The organism is Alloyangia pacifica (assembly GCF_900116195.1).
Taxonomy (GTDB): domain Bacteria; phylum Pseudomonadota; class Alphaproteobacteria; order Rhodobacterales; family Rhodobacteraceae; genus Salipiger; species Salipiger pacificus.
In genome coordinates, this window is sequence record NZ_FOZW01000007.1 from 265518 (window position 1) to 282857 (window position 17340).

Here is a 17340-nt window from a genome sequence, read left to right on the forward strand (position 1 = left end):
CCGGTTCAGCGCAGGCGGTGCAGCACCTCGAGCGAGGCGTAGCCGTCCGGCACCACGCCCACCGCGCGCTGGTAATCGCGCAGCGCCTTGATGGTCATCGGCCCGATACGCCCGTCGACGCCCGAGGGATCGAAGCCCGCCCGTTTCAGCCGCACCTGCAGCTCCTTGCGCTCGTCGCTGGTCAGCGCGCGCTCGTCATCGGGCCAGCTGGCGCGGATCGGCGCGCCGCCCATGATGCGGTCGGCCAGGTGCCCGACCCCGATCACATAGGCATCGGCGGCGTTGTAGCGCGAGATCACCTTGAAGTTCTTGAAGGTCAGGAAGGCCGCGCCCCTGTGTCCCGCGGGCAGCAGCAGCTTGGCGGAGCCGAAGTCCTGTACCGGGCGACCGTCCATGCCGACCACCCCGAGCTTCGCCCAGTCCGAGGGCATGCGGTTCGTGCTGCCCGCGAGCTCGTAGTCGAAGCCGCGCGGCAGCTGTACCTCGACACCCCAGGGCTGGCCGTGGATCCAGCCGTTCTCGGCAAGGTAATGCGCCGTCGAGGCGAGGGCGTCGGCGGGGTTGTCCGACCAGATGTCGCGCTTGCCGTCGCCGGTCCAGTCCACCGCCAGCGCGCGGTAGGAGGAGGGGATAAACTGCGTGTGCCCCATCGCCCCGGCCCAGCTGCCGGTCATCTTCTCGGCGGTGGTGTCGCCGTCCTGCACGATACGCAGCGCGTCGATCAGCTGGCCCTCGAAGAACTTGCCGCGCCGCGAGCCGTAGGCCAGCGTCGCCAGTGCCGGGATCACCGGATGCGTGCCGCGGTGGGTGCCATAGGCGCTTTCCATGCCCCAGATCGCCAGCACCACCTGCCGGTCGACGCCGTAGCGCGCCTCGATCTGGCGCAGCAGCTGGGCATTCTGCGCCAGCGCTGCGCGACCGTTTTCGATGCGCGTGTCCGAGACCGCCGAGCCGAGGTAGGCCCAGAGCGTCTTGGTGAATTCGGCCTGGTTGTTGATCTTGTGCAACGCGTCGGCATCAAGCGTCACGTTGCGCAGCGACGCATCCAGGGTGCGCTCGCTGATCCCCTCGGCGCGGGCGCGATCGCGGAAGCCGACAAGCCAGCGCGCGAACTCCTGCTGGACCTCGGTCGAGGGCACCACCTGCGCGACCTGTACCGGCTTTGCCGCGACAAAGGCCATGGGGCGCTGCGCCGGGCGTTGCGAGATCACCGGGGCGGTATAGTCGTCTATGCGCTCGGCCTGCACCTGCGTGGCCATCAGGCACAGCGCAAGGCCGGAAAGGCTCCGTTTCATCGGGTGTCACCTACTGCTCGTGTTCTTATTGACGAAAAGGCTACCCCGGATGGGACGATTTGCGAAGGTGCGGCGGCGATCACTTTTTGCCCTGTCGGCAAGAGACCGCGGACGGGAATGCGCCTCAGAGCCGGATCGCACAGCTGCCCTGCTCGGCCTCCATCCGGTCCATGAAGCCGCGCAGCAGCGGCACGCGCTCGGGCCGGAACGAAAGCTCCAGCACCGCCATCCCGGCCATCCGGTCGAGCCGGAAGGTCCGGTAGTCTTCGCGCAGTAGGCACCAGGCGATCAGGCAGTGCGAATTGTCGAGCAAAAGCAGCGACAGCGGCTTCACCTCGCGCTGTGTCGCTGCCCCCTGCGCGTCGCGGTAGTCGAAGCGGATGTGGCGCTCCTCGCGGCAGGCGCAGCGCAGCAGGGCGGCATCGATGGTCGGCGGGGCAGGTGGCGAGAAGCGGTGCGCGGTCAGCACCGCGTGGCGCAGCTGGTGGGCCTGCCGCTCGGGCAGGCGGGCGCGCAGCTTGGCCAGCGCGTTGCGCGCGGAATGCGCCAGCGCCGGATCGGCCAGCGCCTCAACCTCGCGCAGCCCCAGCACCAGCGCCTCGAGCTCGTCCTCGTCAAAGGACAGCGGCGGCAGGTGCGGGTCCTCGATCAGGGTGAAACCGTAGCCCGCCTCGCCGTCGATCACCGCGCCGAGTCCGCGCAGGGATCCGATGTCGCGATAGAGCGTGCGTTCGGACACACCCGTCTCCTGCGCCAGTGTGGCGGCGGTGACGGGGGCGGGCAGGCGGCGCATCGCCTGCATGAGCTGGAAGAGGCGTTCGGTACGGGACATGGCGCGATCATCCTGCACCCTGCTGACAGTTTCCGGCAAGAGCGGGGGCTACGGTCCGAGGGGCCGGCACTCTCCTTTCATCCCGTCCCGAAAAGGACCCATCCCCATGCTGACCCTGATTTCCTTCCCGCCCACCCTTGGCGAGCCGTCCAACAGCCCCTTCTGCGCCAAGGCGATGATCCTGCTCGAAATGTCCGGCCTCGACTGGCAGCCGCGCTTCGTGCCCATGCCCGAGGGACCCTATGGCAAGCTGCCGGTGCTCGAGACGCCGCAGGGCGTGGTGCCCGACAGCGCGCTGATCCAGAAATGGCTCGAGGCGCAGGGGACCGACTTCTTCCCCGGCTTCGACTTGGCGGCGCGCGGCATGGCCCTCGCGGTCATGCGCATGGCCGAAGAGAGCCTACGCTGGCAGGTGGCCCATGACCGCTGGCTCGACGCCCGCGTCTGGCCGCAGTTCTTCCCCGAGGTGTTCAAGGGCATGCCCGAGGGGCTCGAAGCCAAGGTGCAGGAGGGCCAGCGGCAGGGCATGACCTGGCATGGTGTCGCCCGCTACTCGGAAGAGGATCGCTGCACGCTGGCGGAGATGGACCTCGATGCGCTCATCGCGGTGCTGGGCGAGGGCCCATGGCTCTTTGGCGCGAAGCCCACCGCCGCCGATGCCTCGGTGCTGCCGGTGCTGAGCATGATCGACCGGCTGCCCGGTGAGACCGCGCTGCGCCGGGCGCTCCGCGCGCGGCAGCCGCTCATGGACTACGTCGCGCGCGGGCGAGAGGCGCTTTACGCGCCGCTCAACGATCGGCTTTACGTGTCCGGCTGACCTTGCGCGCCGTCTTGGCATCCTTGGCGCGGGCCTGCACGTCCTTGCGGCGTGCGGGTCCCTTGCCCTTGCCGCCCTTGCCTTTCGGCCCGCCCTTGCCGCCAGGCTTGCTGCCGGGGGTCTTCTTGAACCGCCCGTAGCCCGCGGGCTTGCGGTGACGCGGGGCCTCGACCGCCTCGCCGGCGAGTTCCAAGAGTTCCAGCCCGATGCCGCCGGTCACCGGCGTCACGTCCACCAGCTTCACCCGGACCCGCTGGCCAAGGGTGATCAGCGTGCCGGTGTCGGCCCCCATCAGCGTTCCGGCGTCGCGGTCGAAGTGGAAGAACTCGTTGCCGAGATTGCGGATCGGCACCAGCCCGTCGGCACCGCTCTCGTCGAGCTTCACGAAGACGCCGAACTTGGCGATGCCGCTGATCCGCCCGCCGAATTCCGCGCCGACGCGCTCCGACAGGTAGGCCGCAAGATAGCGGTCGGTGGTGTCGCGCTCGGCCATCATCGAGCGCCGCTCGGTGTCCGAGATGTGCTCGGCGGTCTGCTGCAGCCGCTCGATGTCCTCTTGGCTCAGCCCGTCGTCGCCCCAGCCGTGCGCGGTGATCAGACCGCGGTGCACGATGAGATCCGAGTAGCGGCGGATTGGCGAGGTGAAATGCGCGTAATTGCGCAGGGCGAGGCCGAAGTGCCCGAAGTTCTCGGGGTTGTAATAGGCCTGCGTCATCGAACGCAGCGTGGCGAGGTTGATCAGCTCGGCATCCTCGCGCCCCGCCGCATCATGCAGCAGCTTGTTGAGATGCGAGGTCTTCAGCACCTGCCCCTTGGCCAGCGTCAGTCCCGCGGCCAGCGCCGTCTCGCGCAGCGCGTCGAGCTTCTCGACCGGCGGCTCCTCGTGCACGCGGAACAGTAGCGGGGTGCGCTTGGCGATCAGCGTCTCGGCGGCGGCCACATTGGCGAGGATCATGAATTCCTCGATCAGCTTGTGCGCGTCGAGACGGTCGACGAAGTTCACCGAAGCCACGGTGCCATCCTCGGCCAGCACGATCTTGCGCTCGGGCAGCTCCAGGTCCAGCGGCTGACGCCGGTCGCGGGCGGCGCGCAGCGCGTAGTAGGCGTTGTAGAGCGGGCGGATCACATCCTCGAGCAGCGGCCCGGTCTTGTCGTTGGGCTCGCCGTCCATCGCCTGCTGCACCTCGGCGTAGTTCAGCGAGGCGGGAGAGCGCATCAGGCCGCGCACGAATTCATGCGAGCGCTTGTTGCCCTCGGAATCGATCACCATGCGCACGGCGATGCAGGCACGCGGCACACCTTCGTGCAGCGAGCACAGGTCGCCCGACAGCCGGTCCGGCAGCATCGGCACGACGCGGTCGGGGAAATAGCTCGAGTTGCCGCGCTTCTTGGCCTCGCGGTCGAGTTGCGAGCCCGGGAGCACGTAGTGGGCGACGTCGGCGATGGCGACCCAGATCACGTGGCCGCCGGGGTTCTTCGGATCCTCGTCGGCCTCGGCGAAGCAGGCGTCGTCGTGATCGCGCGCGTCGGCCGGGTCGATGGTCACCAGCGGCAGCTCGCGCAGGTCGGTGCGGCCCTTCAGGCCCGCCGGTTTCATCCGGTCCGCCTCTTCCAGCACCTTGGGCGGGAAGTCGTCGGGGATGCCGTGCTGGTGGATGGCGATGAGCGAGACGGCCTTGGGCTCCGAGGGATCGCCGAGCCGCATCACGATGCGCGCCTTCGGCAGCCCCATGCGCGAGGCGCGCGGACCGGCCTGCTCGGCCTCGACCAGCTCGCCGTCCTTGGCGCCGCCCATGGCGTCGGGCGCCACCAGCCATTCCTTGTCGGCGCCCTTGTCGATCGGCACGATGCGACCGCCCTCGGGGCCCTTGCGGAAGATGCCGACGATCTTGCGCGGGCTGACGCCGATCTTGCGGATCAGCCGCGCCTCGTAGTTGTGGTCCGCCTCGTGCACCACCTGCAGCTTGGCCAGGATGCGGTCGCCTTCTCCGAGCGCCGGATCGGAGGCGCGCAGCACCAGCAGCACGATGGGCTCGACACCCTCGCCATGCCATTCGAGCGGCTGGGCGAAAAGATCGCCGTTCTCGTCCGGTGCCTTGACCTGCAGCACCGACACCGGCGGCAGCCGGTCCGGGTCGCGGTAGGTCTTGTGACGCTTCTCCAGGTGCCCTTCGGCCTCGAGCTCCTTGAGGATGCGCTTGAGGTCGATCCGCGCAGCGCCCTTGATGCCAAAGGCCTTGGCGATGTCACGTTTCGCGGTCTGGGTCGGGTGCGCCTCGATCCACTCGAGGATCTCGGCTTTCGAAGGCAATTTGCTCATGCCGCAGCCGTACCACGCGCCGAAGTCAGCGTCATCGCGATTCTCTTGTACGTGGCCGTCGCGTCCGCAACTTCGTCTGGGCCCGAATATCCCGGGGGAGACGCCGCAGGCTGCAGGGGTAGCGCCCCCTCTGCCGGTGGGTCAGGCGGCGCGCGCTTCGACAAGGGTCACCGCCTCGAAGGGGCGCAGCACCTGGTAGCCGGCGCGGGTCTGTTCGGGCATGGCGTGGCGATCCATGTCCGCGAGGACCGAGGCCTCGAGCTTTGCAGCATCGCGGCGCAGCCGCCCGACATAGAGGCTTTCCACCGCGATGCCGGCGGTCTGCAGGGTGTCGTGGCCCGGCAGCAGCAGCTGGTGGTAGCGGATCAGCGGGGCGCCGGTCTCGAAGCGCGCGGCGAAACCGTGGGTCAGGCTCTGCGCCGGCACCAACACCGCCTCGCGCCCGAAGAGATATTCAACCTCGGAGCCCGAGATCAGCAGGCGCTGGTGCGGTGCCACGAGGATGTCGCGTTCGAGCCCGAGGTAGGGTGCCCGCAGCCGTACCGGGCGGAATGACCCGAAGGCGGGAAGGCTGCGCGCCGCCGCCCGCAGGACCGGCGCAATCCGTCCATCTGGCGTCAGCACCTCGGTGCCCTCGGTCAGCCTGTCGATGCGGCGCTGCCCCTGCGGCGTGGCAACGGGGGTGGCGCCCGCAAGGCTGGGCAGCGGGCCGACGGGTTCGATCTCGTCCGAGACCGCGAAGAACAGCAGGTCGGGCGCGGTATGGCGCAGCTGCGGGTACAGGGTCAGCGCCTTGACGTCCTCGTAGAGCGGCGGCGGAAGTGCCTGGACCATGCGCAGCTCCATGCCCCCGGTGTCGGGCCGTTCCACCGCCAGCCGCGCCCATTCCCGGCCCGCGTCCCACGACAGCGTCAGCCGCAACGTTTCGGGGCGGCCATCCTCGGGGTAGCCGATTACCGTGTGAAAGATCTCGCCGTCGCGGCTGGCGACCAGCACGATGCTGCCGCCCGGCAGCACCTGAAGGGTCAGGCTGGCTTGTAAAGGAAAGCCGCGCTCGTAGGCCAGCAGCGTCTTCGGCTCGGCGCGCGGGGAGAGTTGGGTCTCGATCAGCAGGCTGCCGCGCTCCAGGCGCCGGCCGCGGGTCTCCAGGGCCTCGGCAAAGGCCTGCTTGTCGATCCAGCGCGTCTGCTCCGCGGCGATCGCGATCCAGCTCATGAAAGGGGTGGTCCTGCTCGTTTTGCGCGAGCGTAGCACCGCACCCCTCGGAGCGTCAGTCGGCGGTGGTGGCGGCAGGCCCCGCTGCGCCCTTTTCATCACATTTGCACACGTCCGCCGGGCGCTGTAGCCAAGGGCAAACGTTTTCCGGAGATCCGCCCATGACCCATCAGCCCACCGATCCCGTCCAGCTCACGGCCGACCTCGTCCGCTGCCCCTCGGTGACCCCCGAGGAGGGCGGCGCGCTGGTGCTGTTGCAAGGGCTTCTGGAGGCCGCGGGGTTTGCCTGCACGCGGGTCGACCGGGGCGGGGTGGCGAATCTCTTCGCCCGCTGGGGCGAGAAGGGCCACGCCAAGAGCTTCGGCTTCAACGGCCACACCGACGTTGTGCCGGTGGGCGATCTCGCGGCGTGGACTGTGGATCCCTTCGGTGCCGAGGTGAAGGACGGCATCCTTTACGGGCGCGGCGCCACCGACATGAAATCCGGTGTCGCCGCCTTTGCTGCCGCCGCGGTGGATTTCGTCCGGGAGACGCCGCCCGAGGGGGCCATCGTGCTGACCATCACCGGCGACGAGGAGGGCGACGCGGTGGACGGCACCACGGCGCTGCTCGAGTACATGGAACGTGAAGGCGAGCGCATGTCGATCTGCATCGTCGGCGAGCCGACCTGCCCGGAAGAGATGGGTGACATGATGAAGATCGGCCGCCGAGGCTCGATGAACGCGCATTTCACCATGACCGGCAAGCAGGGGCATTCGGCCTACCTGCATCGCGCGCTCAACCCGATGCCCGCCATGGCGCGGCTGATGGACCGGCTGTCGAGCCACGTTCTGGACGAGGGCACCGACCATTTCGATCCCTCGACGCTGGCGGTGGTGACCATCGACACCGGCAACCCGGCGACCAACGTGGTGCCCGCGCAGACCCGCGCAACCCTGAACATCCGCTTCAACGACACCCACACCGGGGCCTCGCTGTCCGAGTGGCTGCGCGCCGAGACCGCGAAGGTGGACGCCGAGTTCGGCACCCGCACCGAGCTGACGATCAAGATCTCCGGCGAGGCCTTCCTGACCCCGCCGGGGCCGCTTTCGGAGCTGGTGGCGAAATCGGTCGAGGCCGAGACCGGCCGCAGCCCCGAGCTGTCGACCACGGGCGGCACCTCGGACGCGCGCTTCGTGCGGCACCATTGCCCGGTGGTCGAGTTCGGCCTCGTCGGCAAGACGCTGCACCAGGTGGACGAGAACGTCGAGGTGGCGCAGATCGGCCAGCTCAAGGCGATCTACACCCGGATGCTGCGCGACTACTTCGCCTGAAGCCACGGCAGGCCGGTGCTGCTCTGGACCGGCCTGTCCATCGCCGCGGAGAGAGACGTGATTCGCCCCTTCTGCAGCGGGTCCTCCGTGACGGAAGGGCTTCGCTAAGTCGCCGGGGTGACATTGGAATTCCCGGCGGCCCCGCCGCGAGGCGAAAATTTTACCGCGCTGCGACATTCCTGCCACGGACCCGTTGCCGCGTGGAGTTGCGGTAGACGAAGCCCGTTGCCTTGCGTATCCTCTGGCGCAAACGGGGCGCATACGATCCCGACTTACAGAGGCAGTACTGGCATGTTCCCCGAACGGTTTTCGAACCTTCCGGCTTACGCGTTTCCGCGCCTGCGGGCGTTGCTCGATTCTTTCGAGCCCGGCGGCGAGGTCATCCACATGACCATCGGCGAGCCGAAGCACGCCTTCCCGGCCTTCGTCGGCGAGGTGCTGGCCGAGTCTGTCCAGGAGTTCGGCAAATACCCGCCGAACGAAGGCACGCCGGAGCTGCGCGCCAATATCGCCGAATGGATCGCCCGCCGCTACGGCGTGACGGTGGACCCCGACACGCAGGTGACCACGGTCAACGGCACCCGCGAGGGGCTCTACAACGCCGGCATGGCGCTCTGCCCGGAAACCAAGAACGGCCAGCAGCCGCTGGTGCTGATGCCCAACCCCTTCTACCAGGTCTACGCGGTCTCGGCGCTGTCGGTCGGGGCCGAGCCGGTCTACGTCAACGCCACCGAGGCGACCGGCCACCTGCCCGACATTGCGGGCCTGCCCGAGGACGTGCTGGCGCGCACCGCGCTGGTCTACCTCTGCTCGCCGGCCAACCCGCAGGGCGCCGTCGCCGACCGCGCCTATTGGGAGACGCTGATCGCGCTAGGCGAAAAGCACGATTTCCAGATCCTCGCGGACGAATGCTACTCTGAAATCTACCGTGGCGAGGCCCCGGTCGGCGCGCTGCAGGTGGCGACCGAGATGGGCGCCGATCCCGAGCGGGTGGTGATCTTCCACTCGCTGTCCAAACGCTCGAACCTGCCCGGGCTGCGCTCGGGCTTCGTGGCGGGCGGGCCCGAAACCCTGCGCCGGATCAAGCAGCACCGGTCCTTTGCCGGCGCGCCGCTGCCGCTGCCGGTGCAGCGCGTATCCGAGCGGGTCTGGGCCGACGAGGCGCATGTGGTCGAAAACCGCGCGCTCTATCTCGAGAAGTTCGAGCTGGCGGACCGCATCTTCGGCAACGTGCCGGGCTACATGCCGCCGCAGGCGGGCTTCTTCCTCTGGCTGCCGGTCGAGGACGGCGAGGAAGCGGCGCTGAAGCTCTGGAAGGAAACCGGCGTGCGGGTGCTGCCGGGCGCGTATCTGTCGCGTGACACCGAGGCGGGAAATCCGGGGAAGGGATTCCTGCGCGTGGCACTGGTGGCCTCCCGCGAAGAAACCGAGCGCGGGCTGACCCGGATTCGGGACTGCCTGTACGGGCAATAAGAAAAAACGACGAGGCGAGCGATGGCATATCAGGTGAAGGGGCGTGACCCGCTCTTCGACAGCAACATGCAGGCCGCAATCGAGAAGCGGGGCAGGGAGCTGGGCGGCATCGCCCTGATTGTTCTCGGCCTCATGGCGGCGGCGATGATCGGCTCCTACACGCCGGACGATCCGTCGTGGCTCTCGGCCACCGACGCGCCGGTGCAGAACTGGCTTGGCCGGCTCGGGGCCTCGATGGCCGCGCCGCTCTACATGATCGTCGGCCTCGGCAGCTGGGGCCTCGCGCTTGTGCTGCTGGTCTGGGGACTGCGCTTCGCCCTGCACCGCGGCGACGAGCGCGCTCTCTCGCGCGTGGTCTTTGCGCCGATCTGGATCGCGCTGGCCTCGGTCTATGCCGCGGGGCTGACCACCGGGCCGGAATGGACCCACAGCTTTGGCCTCGGCGGGCTCTTCGGCGACATGATGATGGGCACGGCGCTCGGCATCCTGCCGCTGAGCGCGGGCTTCGGGCTGAAGCTGCTGACCGTGCTCCTGGGCGCGGGGCTGTTGGCGCTCGGTGCCTTCGTGCTGGGCTTCACCAAGGCCGAGCTGCAGAACATCTCGCGCTTCCTGCTGGTCGGGCTGATCATGTCCTACGCGTCGCTGCTGAACCTCTTGGGCCGCGGCGCGGGCGGGGCCATGGCCGCCGCGCAGAAAGCACAGACGGCGCATTCCGACCGCCGCGCCCGCCGTGCCGAAGAGGCCGCCGAGGCCGAGGCCTGGGCCGCAACACGCTACGGCGACACCGAGGCGCCGAACGACTACGATCCGCAGGACTACGCTCCCGAACCGGCGCCGCAGCCGCGCCCGGCGTCGCGCGTGCGCCGCGCCGCGCCGCCGCCGCTGGAGCTGGAACCCGAAGAGCCCGAACTGCTCGACGAGGATGACGCCTACGCCTACGCGCAAATGCAGGCCTGGGAGCAGGCCGCCGCACCGGCGCCGGTGCCCGCCCCGCGCCCCGCGACCGAGCCGGCGAAGAAGCCGGGCCTGCTGGCCCGCATCACCCGCCGCGCTGAACCCGAACCCGAAGCCTACGATGACGAGGTCGAGCTCTTGCCGATCGAACCCGACAATGGCGAGGACCGCATCCGCGCCAAGATCCTCCACGCGGTGAAGAGCCGCAAACGCCCCTCGATGCCCTCCTTCGGCGGCACCAGCCGCACCGAGGACCCGAACAAGCCGCTGACCAAGGGCCGCGGACGTGGCCCGTCACCGCTGATCTACAAACCGACGCAGCTGCTGCGTGCCGAGCCGCCGCTCACCGCCGCGCAGGCCGCGCAGGCGCTGCCGGCCGAGCCGCCGCTCACCGCCTCGCGCGCCCCGGCACCGGGTGCCCGCGCGGTGCCGCCGGCCCCCGAGCATATGGCCGAGGCGCAGGGCTATGCCCGGAGTTCGGGCCCCGCGCCCTTTACCCACGCCGAGGATCCCTACGACGCTGCCGAGGCAGCGGGGCAGGGCTACGACGACTTCCGCGATTTCGACGACTACGGCGAGGACGCCCCGGCTGCCTACGCGGCGCAGCCCGCTACGCAGCCGCAGGCGCAGGCCCCGCGTGCCGCGCAGGTCTACGCTGAGGACGACTCCGCCGAGGACGGTTACGCGGGCGATGACTACACTTCGGATGACTACGACGACGGATATGGCGACGGCCACGGTGACAATGGCTACGGTGACGATGGCTACGACGCGCCGGTCCAGGGCTACGACATGGACGACGACGCCGAGGACGACGATTACGACGTCCAGAGCTGGTCGACCGGCGCGCCGGCCGACACGCCGCGCCCTGCCATCCCGGTCGCCCAGCCCCGCAAGGTGGTGCAGAAGCCCGAGCCGAAGGTGATGCAGCCCTCGCGCCGCGCCCAGGCAGAGGCGCAGCCGACCCTCGGCTTCTCCGAGAACGCCATCGACTACGAGCTGCCGCCGCTGCACCTGCTGGCCAGCGCCGACAACATCGAGCGCCACGTGCTCTCCGACGAGGCGCTGGAAGAGAACGCACGGATGCTGGAATCGGTGCTCGACGACTACGGCGTGAAGGGCGAAATCGTCTCGGTCCGCCCCGGCCCCGTGGTCACCATGTACGAGCTCGAACCTGCACCGGGCCTCAAGGCGAGCCGGGTGATCGGCCTCGCCGACGACATCGCCCGCTCGATGTCGGCGCTCTCTGCCCGCGTCTCGACGGTCCCGGGCCGCTCGGTGATCGGCATCGAACTGCCCAACGACAAGCGCGAGATGGTCTCGTTCCGCGAGATCCTCTCGAGCCGCGACTATGACAACGGCACCCAGCGCCTGCCGCTGGCGCTCGGCAAGGACATCGGCGGCGATCCCGTCGTGGCCAACCTCGCCAAGATGCCCCACCTGCTGATCGCCGGCACCACCGGCTCGGGCAAGTCGGTGGCGATCAACACGATGATCCTGTCGCTGCTCTACAAGCTGACACCCGAGGATCTGCGGCTGGTTATGATCGACCCGAAGATGCTGGAACTCAGCGTCTACGACGGCATCCCCCACCTGCTGAGCCCCGTCGTCACCGACCCCAAGAAGGCCGTGGTGGCGCTGAAGTGGGTCGTCGGCGAGATGGAGGACCGCTACCGCAAGATGTCCAAGATGGGCGTGCGCAACATCGACGGCTACAATGGCCGCGTCGCCGAGGCGCTGAGCAAGGGCGAGATGTTCAAGCGCACCGTGCAGACGGGCTTCGATGACGAGACCGGCGAGCCGGTGTTCGAGACCGAAGAGTTCGAGCCGCGGAAGATGCCCTACATCGTCGTCATCGTCGACGAGATGGCCGACCTGATGATGGTCGCGGGCAAGGAGATCGAAGCCTGCATCCAGCGCCTCGCGCAGATGGCGCGGGCCTCCGGTATTCACCTGATCATGGCAACGCAGCGCCCCTCGGTCGACGTGATCACCGGCACCATCAAGGCCAACTTCCCGACCCGGATCTCCTTCCAGGTGACCTCGAAGATCGACAGCCGCACCATCCTCGGCGAGATGGGCGCCGAGCAGCTGCTGGGCATGGGCGACATGCTCTACATGGCCGGCGGTGCCAAGATCACCCGCTGCCACGGCCCCTTCGTGTCGGACGAGGAGGTCGAGGAGGTGGTGAACCATCTCAAGGCCTTCGGTCCGCCGGAATACGTCAGCGGCGTGGTGCAGGGGCCCGATGAGGAGAAGGCCGACAACATCGACGCGGTGCTCGGCCTCAATACCGGCGGCAACACCGACGGCGAGGACGCGCTCTACGACCAGGCGGTGGCCATCGTCATCAAGGACCGCAAGTGCTCGACCTCCTACATCCAGCGCAAGCTGGGCATCGGCTACAACAAGGCCGCGCGCCTGGTGGAGCAGATGGAGGACGAGGGCGTCGTCTCGGCAGCCAACCATGTCGGCAAGCGCGAGATCCTCGTGCCCGAGCAATAAGGATCCACCCGGCGCCGCGCCTGCGGCAGCGCAGGGATTTGCGTATTTGCAAAGAGAAGAAGCCCGGGGGTGCGCGCTCCCGGGCTTCTTCTCTTTTCAAATACGTCGGGGGAGCCCGCAGGGCGGGGGCGGAGCCCCCTCTTGCGCGGAGCCGCGCCGGCGCGATGCCGGTGGGGCTTTGATCGCCGCGTCCGACGCCCTAGATAGGCTTCAACGCCTGCCTGATATCGCATATCCGCACCGCGGCGTGCGACAGAAGGGCAGACCACGGCCAGAAGGACCTGACGAATGATCCGCACTCTCATCGCCGCGCTCACGGCGCTGGTGCTCACCACGCTGCCGGCGGCGGCGCAGAAGCTCTCGCTGGGCGAAGTGTCCCAGTACCTGAACTCGATCCAGTCCGCAAAGGGGCAGTTCACCCAGATCAACGGCGACGGCTCGATCTCGACCGGCACGATCTCGATCAAGCGCCCGGGCAAGGTGCGCTTCGAGTACAACCCGCCGGACCAGGCTCTGGTGCTGGCTTGGGCCGGGGCCGTCTATGTCTTCGACAAGAAGCTGGGCGGTCAGCCCGAGACCTACCCGCTGAGCCAGACGCCGCTGTCGATCATCCTGGCGCAGAACGTCAACCTCGGCCGGGCCGGCATGGTGACCGGGCACAGCTACGACGGCACCGCCACCACGGTGACCGCACAGGATCCCGAGCACCCCGACCGCGGCTCGATCCAGATGAAGTTCACCGGCCAGCCGGTGCAGCTGCGGCAATGGGTGATCACCGATGGCAATGGCAGCAAGACCACCGTGGTGTTGGGCGCGCTCGACAACGCCAACCTGCCGAACTCGGTCTTCGACGTGAACCGGGTGAAGTGACCGCGCGCCCCGCAGGGGCCGGTGCAAAAAGAGAAGGCCGGGCGTCATGCCCGGCCTTTCGTGTCTCACCAGCTCCGTTTCGCCAGTTTCGCGTCACCAGCGACGCGCCTGGCGGCAGTTCGCCAGCTGCACCTCGTAGACCACGGCGCGGTTGCCCACGTCCTCGGCCACGCGCAGCAGCCAGGACTTGCTGTTGTAGGTCCCGCGCGAGAAGCCGCCGCGGCCCTCGTGGTAGGCGAGGTACTGGTTGCGCGCGTCGCGCAGGCTGATGCCGAGGCGCTCGCGGCTTCCGGCCATGTACCAGCCCATGAAATCCGCTGCGTCGCGGATGTCGTCGCGGTCGGCGCGCCAGCGGCCGGTTTCCTGCAGGTATTCGTCCCAGGTGCCGTCCAGCGCCTGGCTGTACCCGAAGGCCGAGCTTTGCCGGCCATAGGGAATCACCCCGAGCGCGTAGCGGAACGGCGTCCGCGCGTCCGAGATGAACTTGCTTTCCTGATAGATCGTCGCCATTTGCACGTGCACCGGCACACCCCATTTGCGCTCCGCGGCGCGGAACGCGCGGATGTACTGGGGTCGCTCACGGATGATGGCGCATGCGTCTTCTAGGTTGTTCGGGGCGCGGCCTGCACCGCCGCCTCCGCAGGACGCGGCCAACAACACCAGCGTCGCCGCGCGAAGCCATCTGCTCATCTGCCTCTCGCTTTTTTCTGCTCTTCTGGAAGTCTTTTGCCTTTTGTTGACAGGGATTTTACCGCAAAGCCAGCCGCGTTGGAATCACAATTCCTTCAATTGGGTCCGCGAAATTCCGCCAAACTGTCGGCCCGAGGTTCACAGTGTGTTTCCGCCAAGGCCCGCCTGAGGGTTGGACAATTTGCCGCAAAAATGTCAAAAATTGTTCTCAGAGGTGAACATGCACACATCGCGCGCGAAATATCATCTGGGCCAGGTGGTCCGCCATCGCAAGCACCCGTTCCGCGGCGTGGTCTTCGATGTCGACCCCGAGTTCAGCAATACCGAGGAGTGGTACGAGGCCATTCCCGAGGACTCGCGCCCGCGCCGTGAACAGCCTTTCTACCACCTGCTGGCGGAGAATGATCAGAGCTTCTACGTGGCCTATGTGTCCGAGCAGAACCTGATCGCCGACTATTCCGGCGAGCCGGTGGAGCACCCCGACATTCCCGATCTCTTCGGTGCCTTTGTCGACGGCAGCTACGAGTTGCACTTCCACATGAACTGATCGGAAGGGCAGCGAAGAGCCTTTGCAGGCTCCTCACGTGTCCTTTCAGAGCGTGGAACGCTCAGGCGGCATCGCGCAGCAGATCGAGGAAGGCGCTGACGTCCGACGGCTGCAGCGACCAGTCACAGACCAGCCTTCCGGTGAGCAGCTCGGCATCGTCGCCCTCCAGATCCCCCGACGGATAGTAGACTGCCCCGGCCTCCAGCACCTTCCGATGCGCCGCGCGGGGCATCTCGAAGAAGATCATGTTGGCATGGGTGTCATTGTGCACCGTCAGCCCCAGCCCCTTCAGCCCCTGCATGAGCTGGTCGCAACGCGCGTTGGCCTTTTCGGCAAGCTCTTTCCACAGGTCGCCTTCGAGATAGGCGTCCATCTGCGCCGCGAGGTAGCGATGCTTGGAGAAGAGATGTGCGCCACGCTTGCGGCGGTACTCGAATTCCTCGGCTCTGGCGGGATCGAAGATCACCACCGCCTCGACGCCCATCAGCCCGTTCTTGGTGCCGCCGAAGACGCAGATGTCGACACCGGACTTCCAGCTCATCTCGGCCGGGGTGGCGCCGAGCTTCACCGCGGCATTGGCGAAACGCGCACCGTCGAGGTGCACAGGCAGACCATACTCGCGGGCCACGGCGGTCAGCGCGCGCAGCTCCTCCAGCGTGTAGTAGTTGCCCTTCTCGGTGAGCTGGGTGATCGAGACCGGGCCGCGCTTGGGCCCGTGCACGCCGCGGTTGCCCTCGCCCTCGATGGCCGCGCGCAGCGCCTCGGGGGTCATCCGGTCGCCGCCCTTGACCAGCGTCAGCTTGGCGCCGCCGGAGTAGAACTCGGGCGCGTTGCACTCGTCCTCGTGGATGTGGGCGACGGGCGAGCAGAACACCGTGCCGTAGGGTGGGCAGAGCGTCGCCAGGGCCAGCGAGTTGGCCGCGGTGCCCGTCGGCACGAGGTAGACCGCCGCCTCGGGGGCCTCGAAGAGATCGCGGATGCGATCGGCCACCTGCAGCGACAGCGCGTCCGACCCGTAACCCGAGGTGTGGCCCTCGTTGGCGCGGGCGATCGCCTCGAGCACCTGCGAAGGGACGGGGCCGGAATTGTCGGAGGCAAAGAACATCAGGTGGGCTCCTCGATAATGTAGTCTTCCCAGTCGTCCTCGCCGACTTCGAACTCGGGCACGGTGCGACCGCGCATCGACACGCCGGCCGCATGCACGCTCTCGGGATCGCCCGAGATCAGCGGGTGCCAGTCATAGAGCGGCTTGCCCTGCCAGAGCAGCCGGTAGGCACAGGTCTCGGGCATCCAGTAGGCGTGTTCGTCGATGTTGTCGGGGCGCAGGACGATGCATTCCGGCACGAACTGGTGCCGGATCTCGTAGTTTGAGCAGAGGCAGGATTCGTCGTCGAGCAGGCGGCAGGACACGCAGGTCAGCGCGACTTCGCCGGTCTCCTCGTCCTCGAGCTTGTTGAGACAGCACTTGCCGCAGCCGTCGCAGAGCGCCTCCCACTCCTTGTCATTGAGCTTGGTGAGCGGCTTCTTTTCCCAGAAGCGCGGGGCCAGCCCCTTGCGGTCGATGTGGTCGGTCATAGGGCGTCCAGCAGATGGCGGGCCTCGGCGCTGTCGCGGTCCATCTGGGCAACGAGTGCCTCGAGCCCATCGAACTTCATCTCGGGGCGGAGGAACTCGACCAGCCCGACGGAGAGCACGGCGCCGTAGAGATCGCCGGAAAAGTCGAAGACGAAGGTTTCCAGATTGGCGCTGTTCTCGCCGAACATCGGACGCACGCCGAGCGAAGCGACACCGTGGTAGCTGCCCCTGTGCGGGCCGGTCAGCACGTCCACCAGCACGGCGTAGACGCCAAAGCGCGGCGGGTGCAGACCGTCGATACTCATGTTGGCGGTCGGATAGCCGAGCTTGCGGCCCAGCTGGTGGCCGCCGATCACCTCGCCCTCGATGCGGTGCCAGTGGCCGAGCTGCGCCTGCGCGGCGCGCGGGTCGCCCTCGGTCAGCGCGCGGCGGATGGCGGTGGAGCTGATCTCGCGGCCCCCTGTGCCCAGCAGATCGGCCACGGTGACACCAAAGCCCATCTCCTCGCCGAAGCGCTGCAGGTCCTGCACGGTGCCCGCGCGGCCCTTGCCGAAGCAGAAATCCGCGCCGACAACCACGTGGCTCAGGCCGAGTCCCTCCAGCAGCACGTCGCGGGCGAACTGCTCGGGCGTCAGCGCCGCGAGCGCGGCGTCGAAGGGCAGCTCGTAGAGCCGCTCGACCCCAAGCTTCTCCAGCCGCGAGGCGCGGGCCTTGGCCGACATCAGCCGAAACGGCGGCGCGCCCGGGGCGAAGAATTCGCGTGGGTGCGGCTCGAAGGTCAGAACCCCGAAGGGGGCACCGTCGCCCTTCGCCCGGGCCAGCTCGATCACCGCGCGATGACCGATGTGCACGCCATCGAAATTGCCGATGGCGACGCTGGCGCCCCGGTCACGAGGCTCTGTTGACTGGTAATCCCGGATGGTCCGCATGGGGC

General features: G+C 68.1%; 14 protein-coding genes. 6 read left to right on the forward strand and 8 right to left on the reverse strand.

Annotated elements, in window-relative coordinates; translation table 11 throughout:
• Window positions 1-5: 5 nt before the first annotated feature.
• A complete protein-coding gene (locus BM397_RS16385) occupies window positions 6-1295 on the reverse strand; it encodes a lytic murein transglycosylase (RefSeq protein ID WP_092426032.1) in 1290 nt (429 codons plus the stop codon).
• Between the two features lie 124 nt (window positions 1296-1419).
• Window positions 1420-2127, reverse strand: a complete 708-nt coding sequence (locus BM397_RS16390) for a helix-turn-helix transcriptional regulator (RefSeq protein WP_092426035.1) — start codon at window positions 2125-2127, stop codon at window positions 1420-1422.
• A 106-nt stretch (window positions 2128-2233) separates the two neighbouring features.
• On the opposite strand from BM397_RS16390, the gene BM397_RS16395 reads away from it, so the two are divergent.
• Window positions 2234-2944 carry a glutathione S-transferase family protein gene (locus tag BM397_RS16395; RefSeq protein WP_176806703.1) on the forward strand — a complete coding sequence of 237 codons (711 nt, stop codon included), beginning with the start codon at window positions 2234-2236 and terminating at the stop codon, window positions 2942-2944.
• Here BM397_RS16395 and rnr read toward each other — a convergent pair.
• Window positions 2916-5264, reverse strand: coding sequence for a ribonuclease R (gene rnr, locus BM397_RS16400; protein ID WP_092426039.1), 2349 nt, complete (start codon window positions 5262-5264; stop codon window positions 2916-2918). The two genes, BM397_RS16395 and rnr, sit on opposite strands and share 29 nt — an antisense overlap.
• 141 nt (window positions 5265-5405) lie before the next feature.
• On the reverse strand, window positions 5406-6479 hold the full coding sequence (locus BM397_RS16405; protein ID WP_092426041.1) for a Hint domain-containing protein: 1074 nt from the start codon (window positions 6477-6479) through the stop codon (window positions 5406-5408).
• 161 nt (window positions 6480-6640) lie between these two features.
• Between BM397_RS16405 and dapE the strand changes: the two genes are divergently transcribed.
• The 4 genes from dapE (at window position 6641) to BM397_RS16425 (ending at window position 13594) form a co-directional block, all read left to right on the forward strand.
• The gene (gene dapE / locus BM397_RS16410) at window positions 6641-7792 is read left to right on the forward strand and encodes a succinyl-diaminopimelate desuccinylase (RefSeq protein ID WP_092426043.1); all 1152 of its coding nucleotides are present in this window, start codon (window positions 6641-6643) and stop codon (window positions 7790-7792) included.
• Between the two features lie 291 nt (window positions 7793-8083).
• Window positions 8084-9265, forward strand: a complete 1182-nt coding sequence (locus BM397_RS16415; RefSeq protein ID WP_092426045.1) for an aminotransferase class I/II-fold pyridoxal phosphate-dependent enzyme — start codon at window positions 8084-8086, stop codon at window positions 9263-9265.
• A gap of 21 nt (window positions 9266-9286) precedes the next feature.
• Window positions 9287-12724, forward strand: coding sequence for a DNA translocase FtsK (locus tag BM397_RS16420; protein ID WP_092426047.1), 3438 nt, complete (start codon window positions 9287-9289; stop codon window positions 12722-12724).
• A gap of 288 nt (window positions 12725-13012) precedes the next feature.
• Window positions 13013-13594 (forward strand): LolA family protein, encoded by a 582-nt coding sequence (locus BM397_RS16425; protein ID WP_092426049.1) that lies wholly within the window; start codon window positions 13013-13015, stop codon window positions 13592-13594.
• 93 nt (window positions 13595-13687) lie between these two features.
• Here BM397_RS16425 and BM397_RS16430 read toward each other — a convergent pair whose 3' ends face one another.
• A complete protein-coding gene (locus BM397_RS16430) occupies window positions 13688-14284 on the reverse strand; it encodes a transglycosylase SLT domain-containing protein (protein WP_092426051.1) in 597 nt (198 codons plus the stop codon).
• Between the two features lie 220 nt (window positions 14285-14504).
• On the opposite strand from BM397_RS16430, the gene hspQ reads away from it, so the two are divergent.
• Window positions 14505-14831, forward strand: a complete 327-nt coding sequence (gene hspQ, locus BM397_RS16435; RefSeq protein ID WP_092426245.1) for a heat shock protein HspQ — start codon at window positions 14505-14507, stop codon at window positions 14829-14831.
• 61 nt (window positions 14832-14892) lie between these two features.
• On the opposite strand, the gene BM397_RS16440 is transcribed toward hspQ, so the two are convergent.
• From BM397_RS16440 to BM397_RS16450, 3 genes are read right to left on the reverse strand one after another with little or no spacing between them, the layout of a single operon-like run.
• Window positions 14893-15936, reverse strand: a complete 1044-nt coding sequence (locus BM397_RS16440; RefSeq protein WP_092426052.1) for a threonine aldolase family protein — start codon at window positions 15934-15936, stop codon at window positions 14893-14895.
• Window positions 15936-16406: a YcgN family cysteine cluster protein gene (locus tag BM397_RS16445; RefSeq protein ID WP_092426054.1), complete on the reverse strand. Its 471-nt coding sequence runs from the start codon at window positions 16404-16406 to the stop codon at window positions 15936-15938. Before BM397_RS16445 ends, BM397_RS16440 begins: the two co-directional genes overlap by 1 nt.
• Entirely contained in the window at window positions 16403-17335 is a 933-nt protein-coding gene (locus BM397_RS16450) for a bifunctional riboflavin kinase/FAD synthetase (RefSeq protein WP_092426056.1), read from the reverse strand. Before BM397_RS16450 ends, BM397_RS16445 begins: the two co-directional genes overlap by 4 nt.
• Between the last annotated feature and the right edge of the window lie 5 nt (window positions 17336-17340).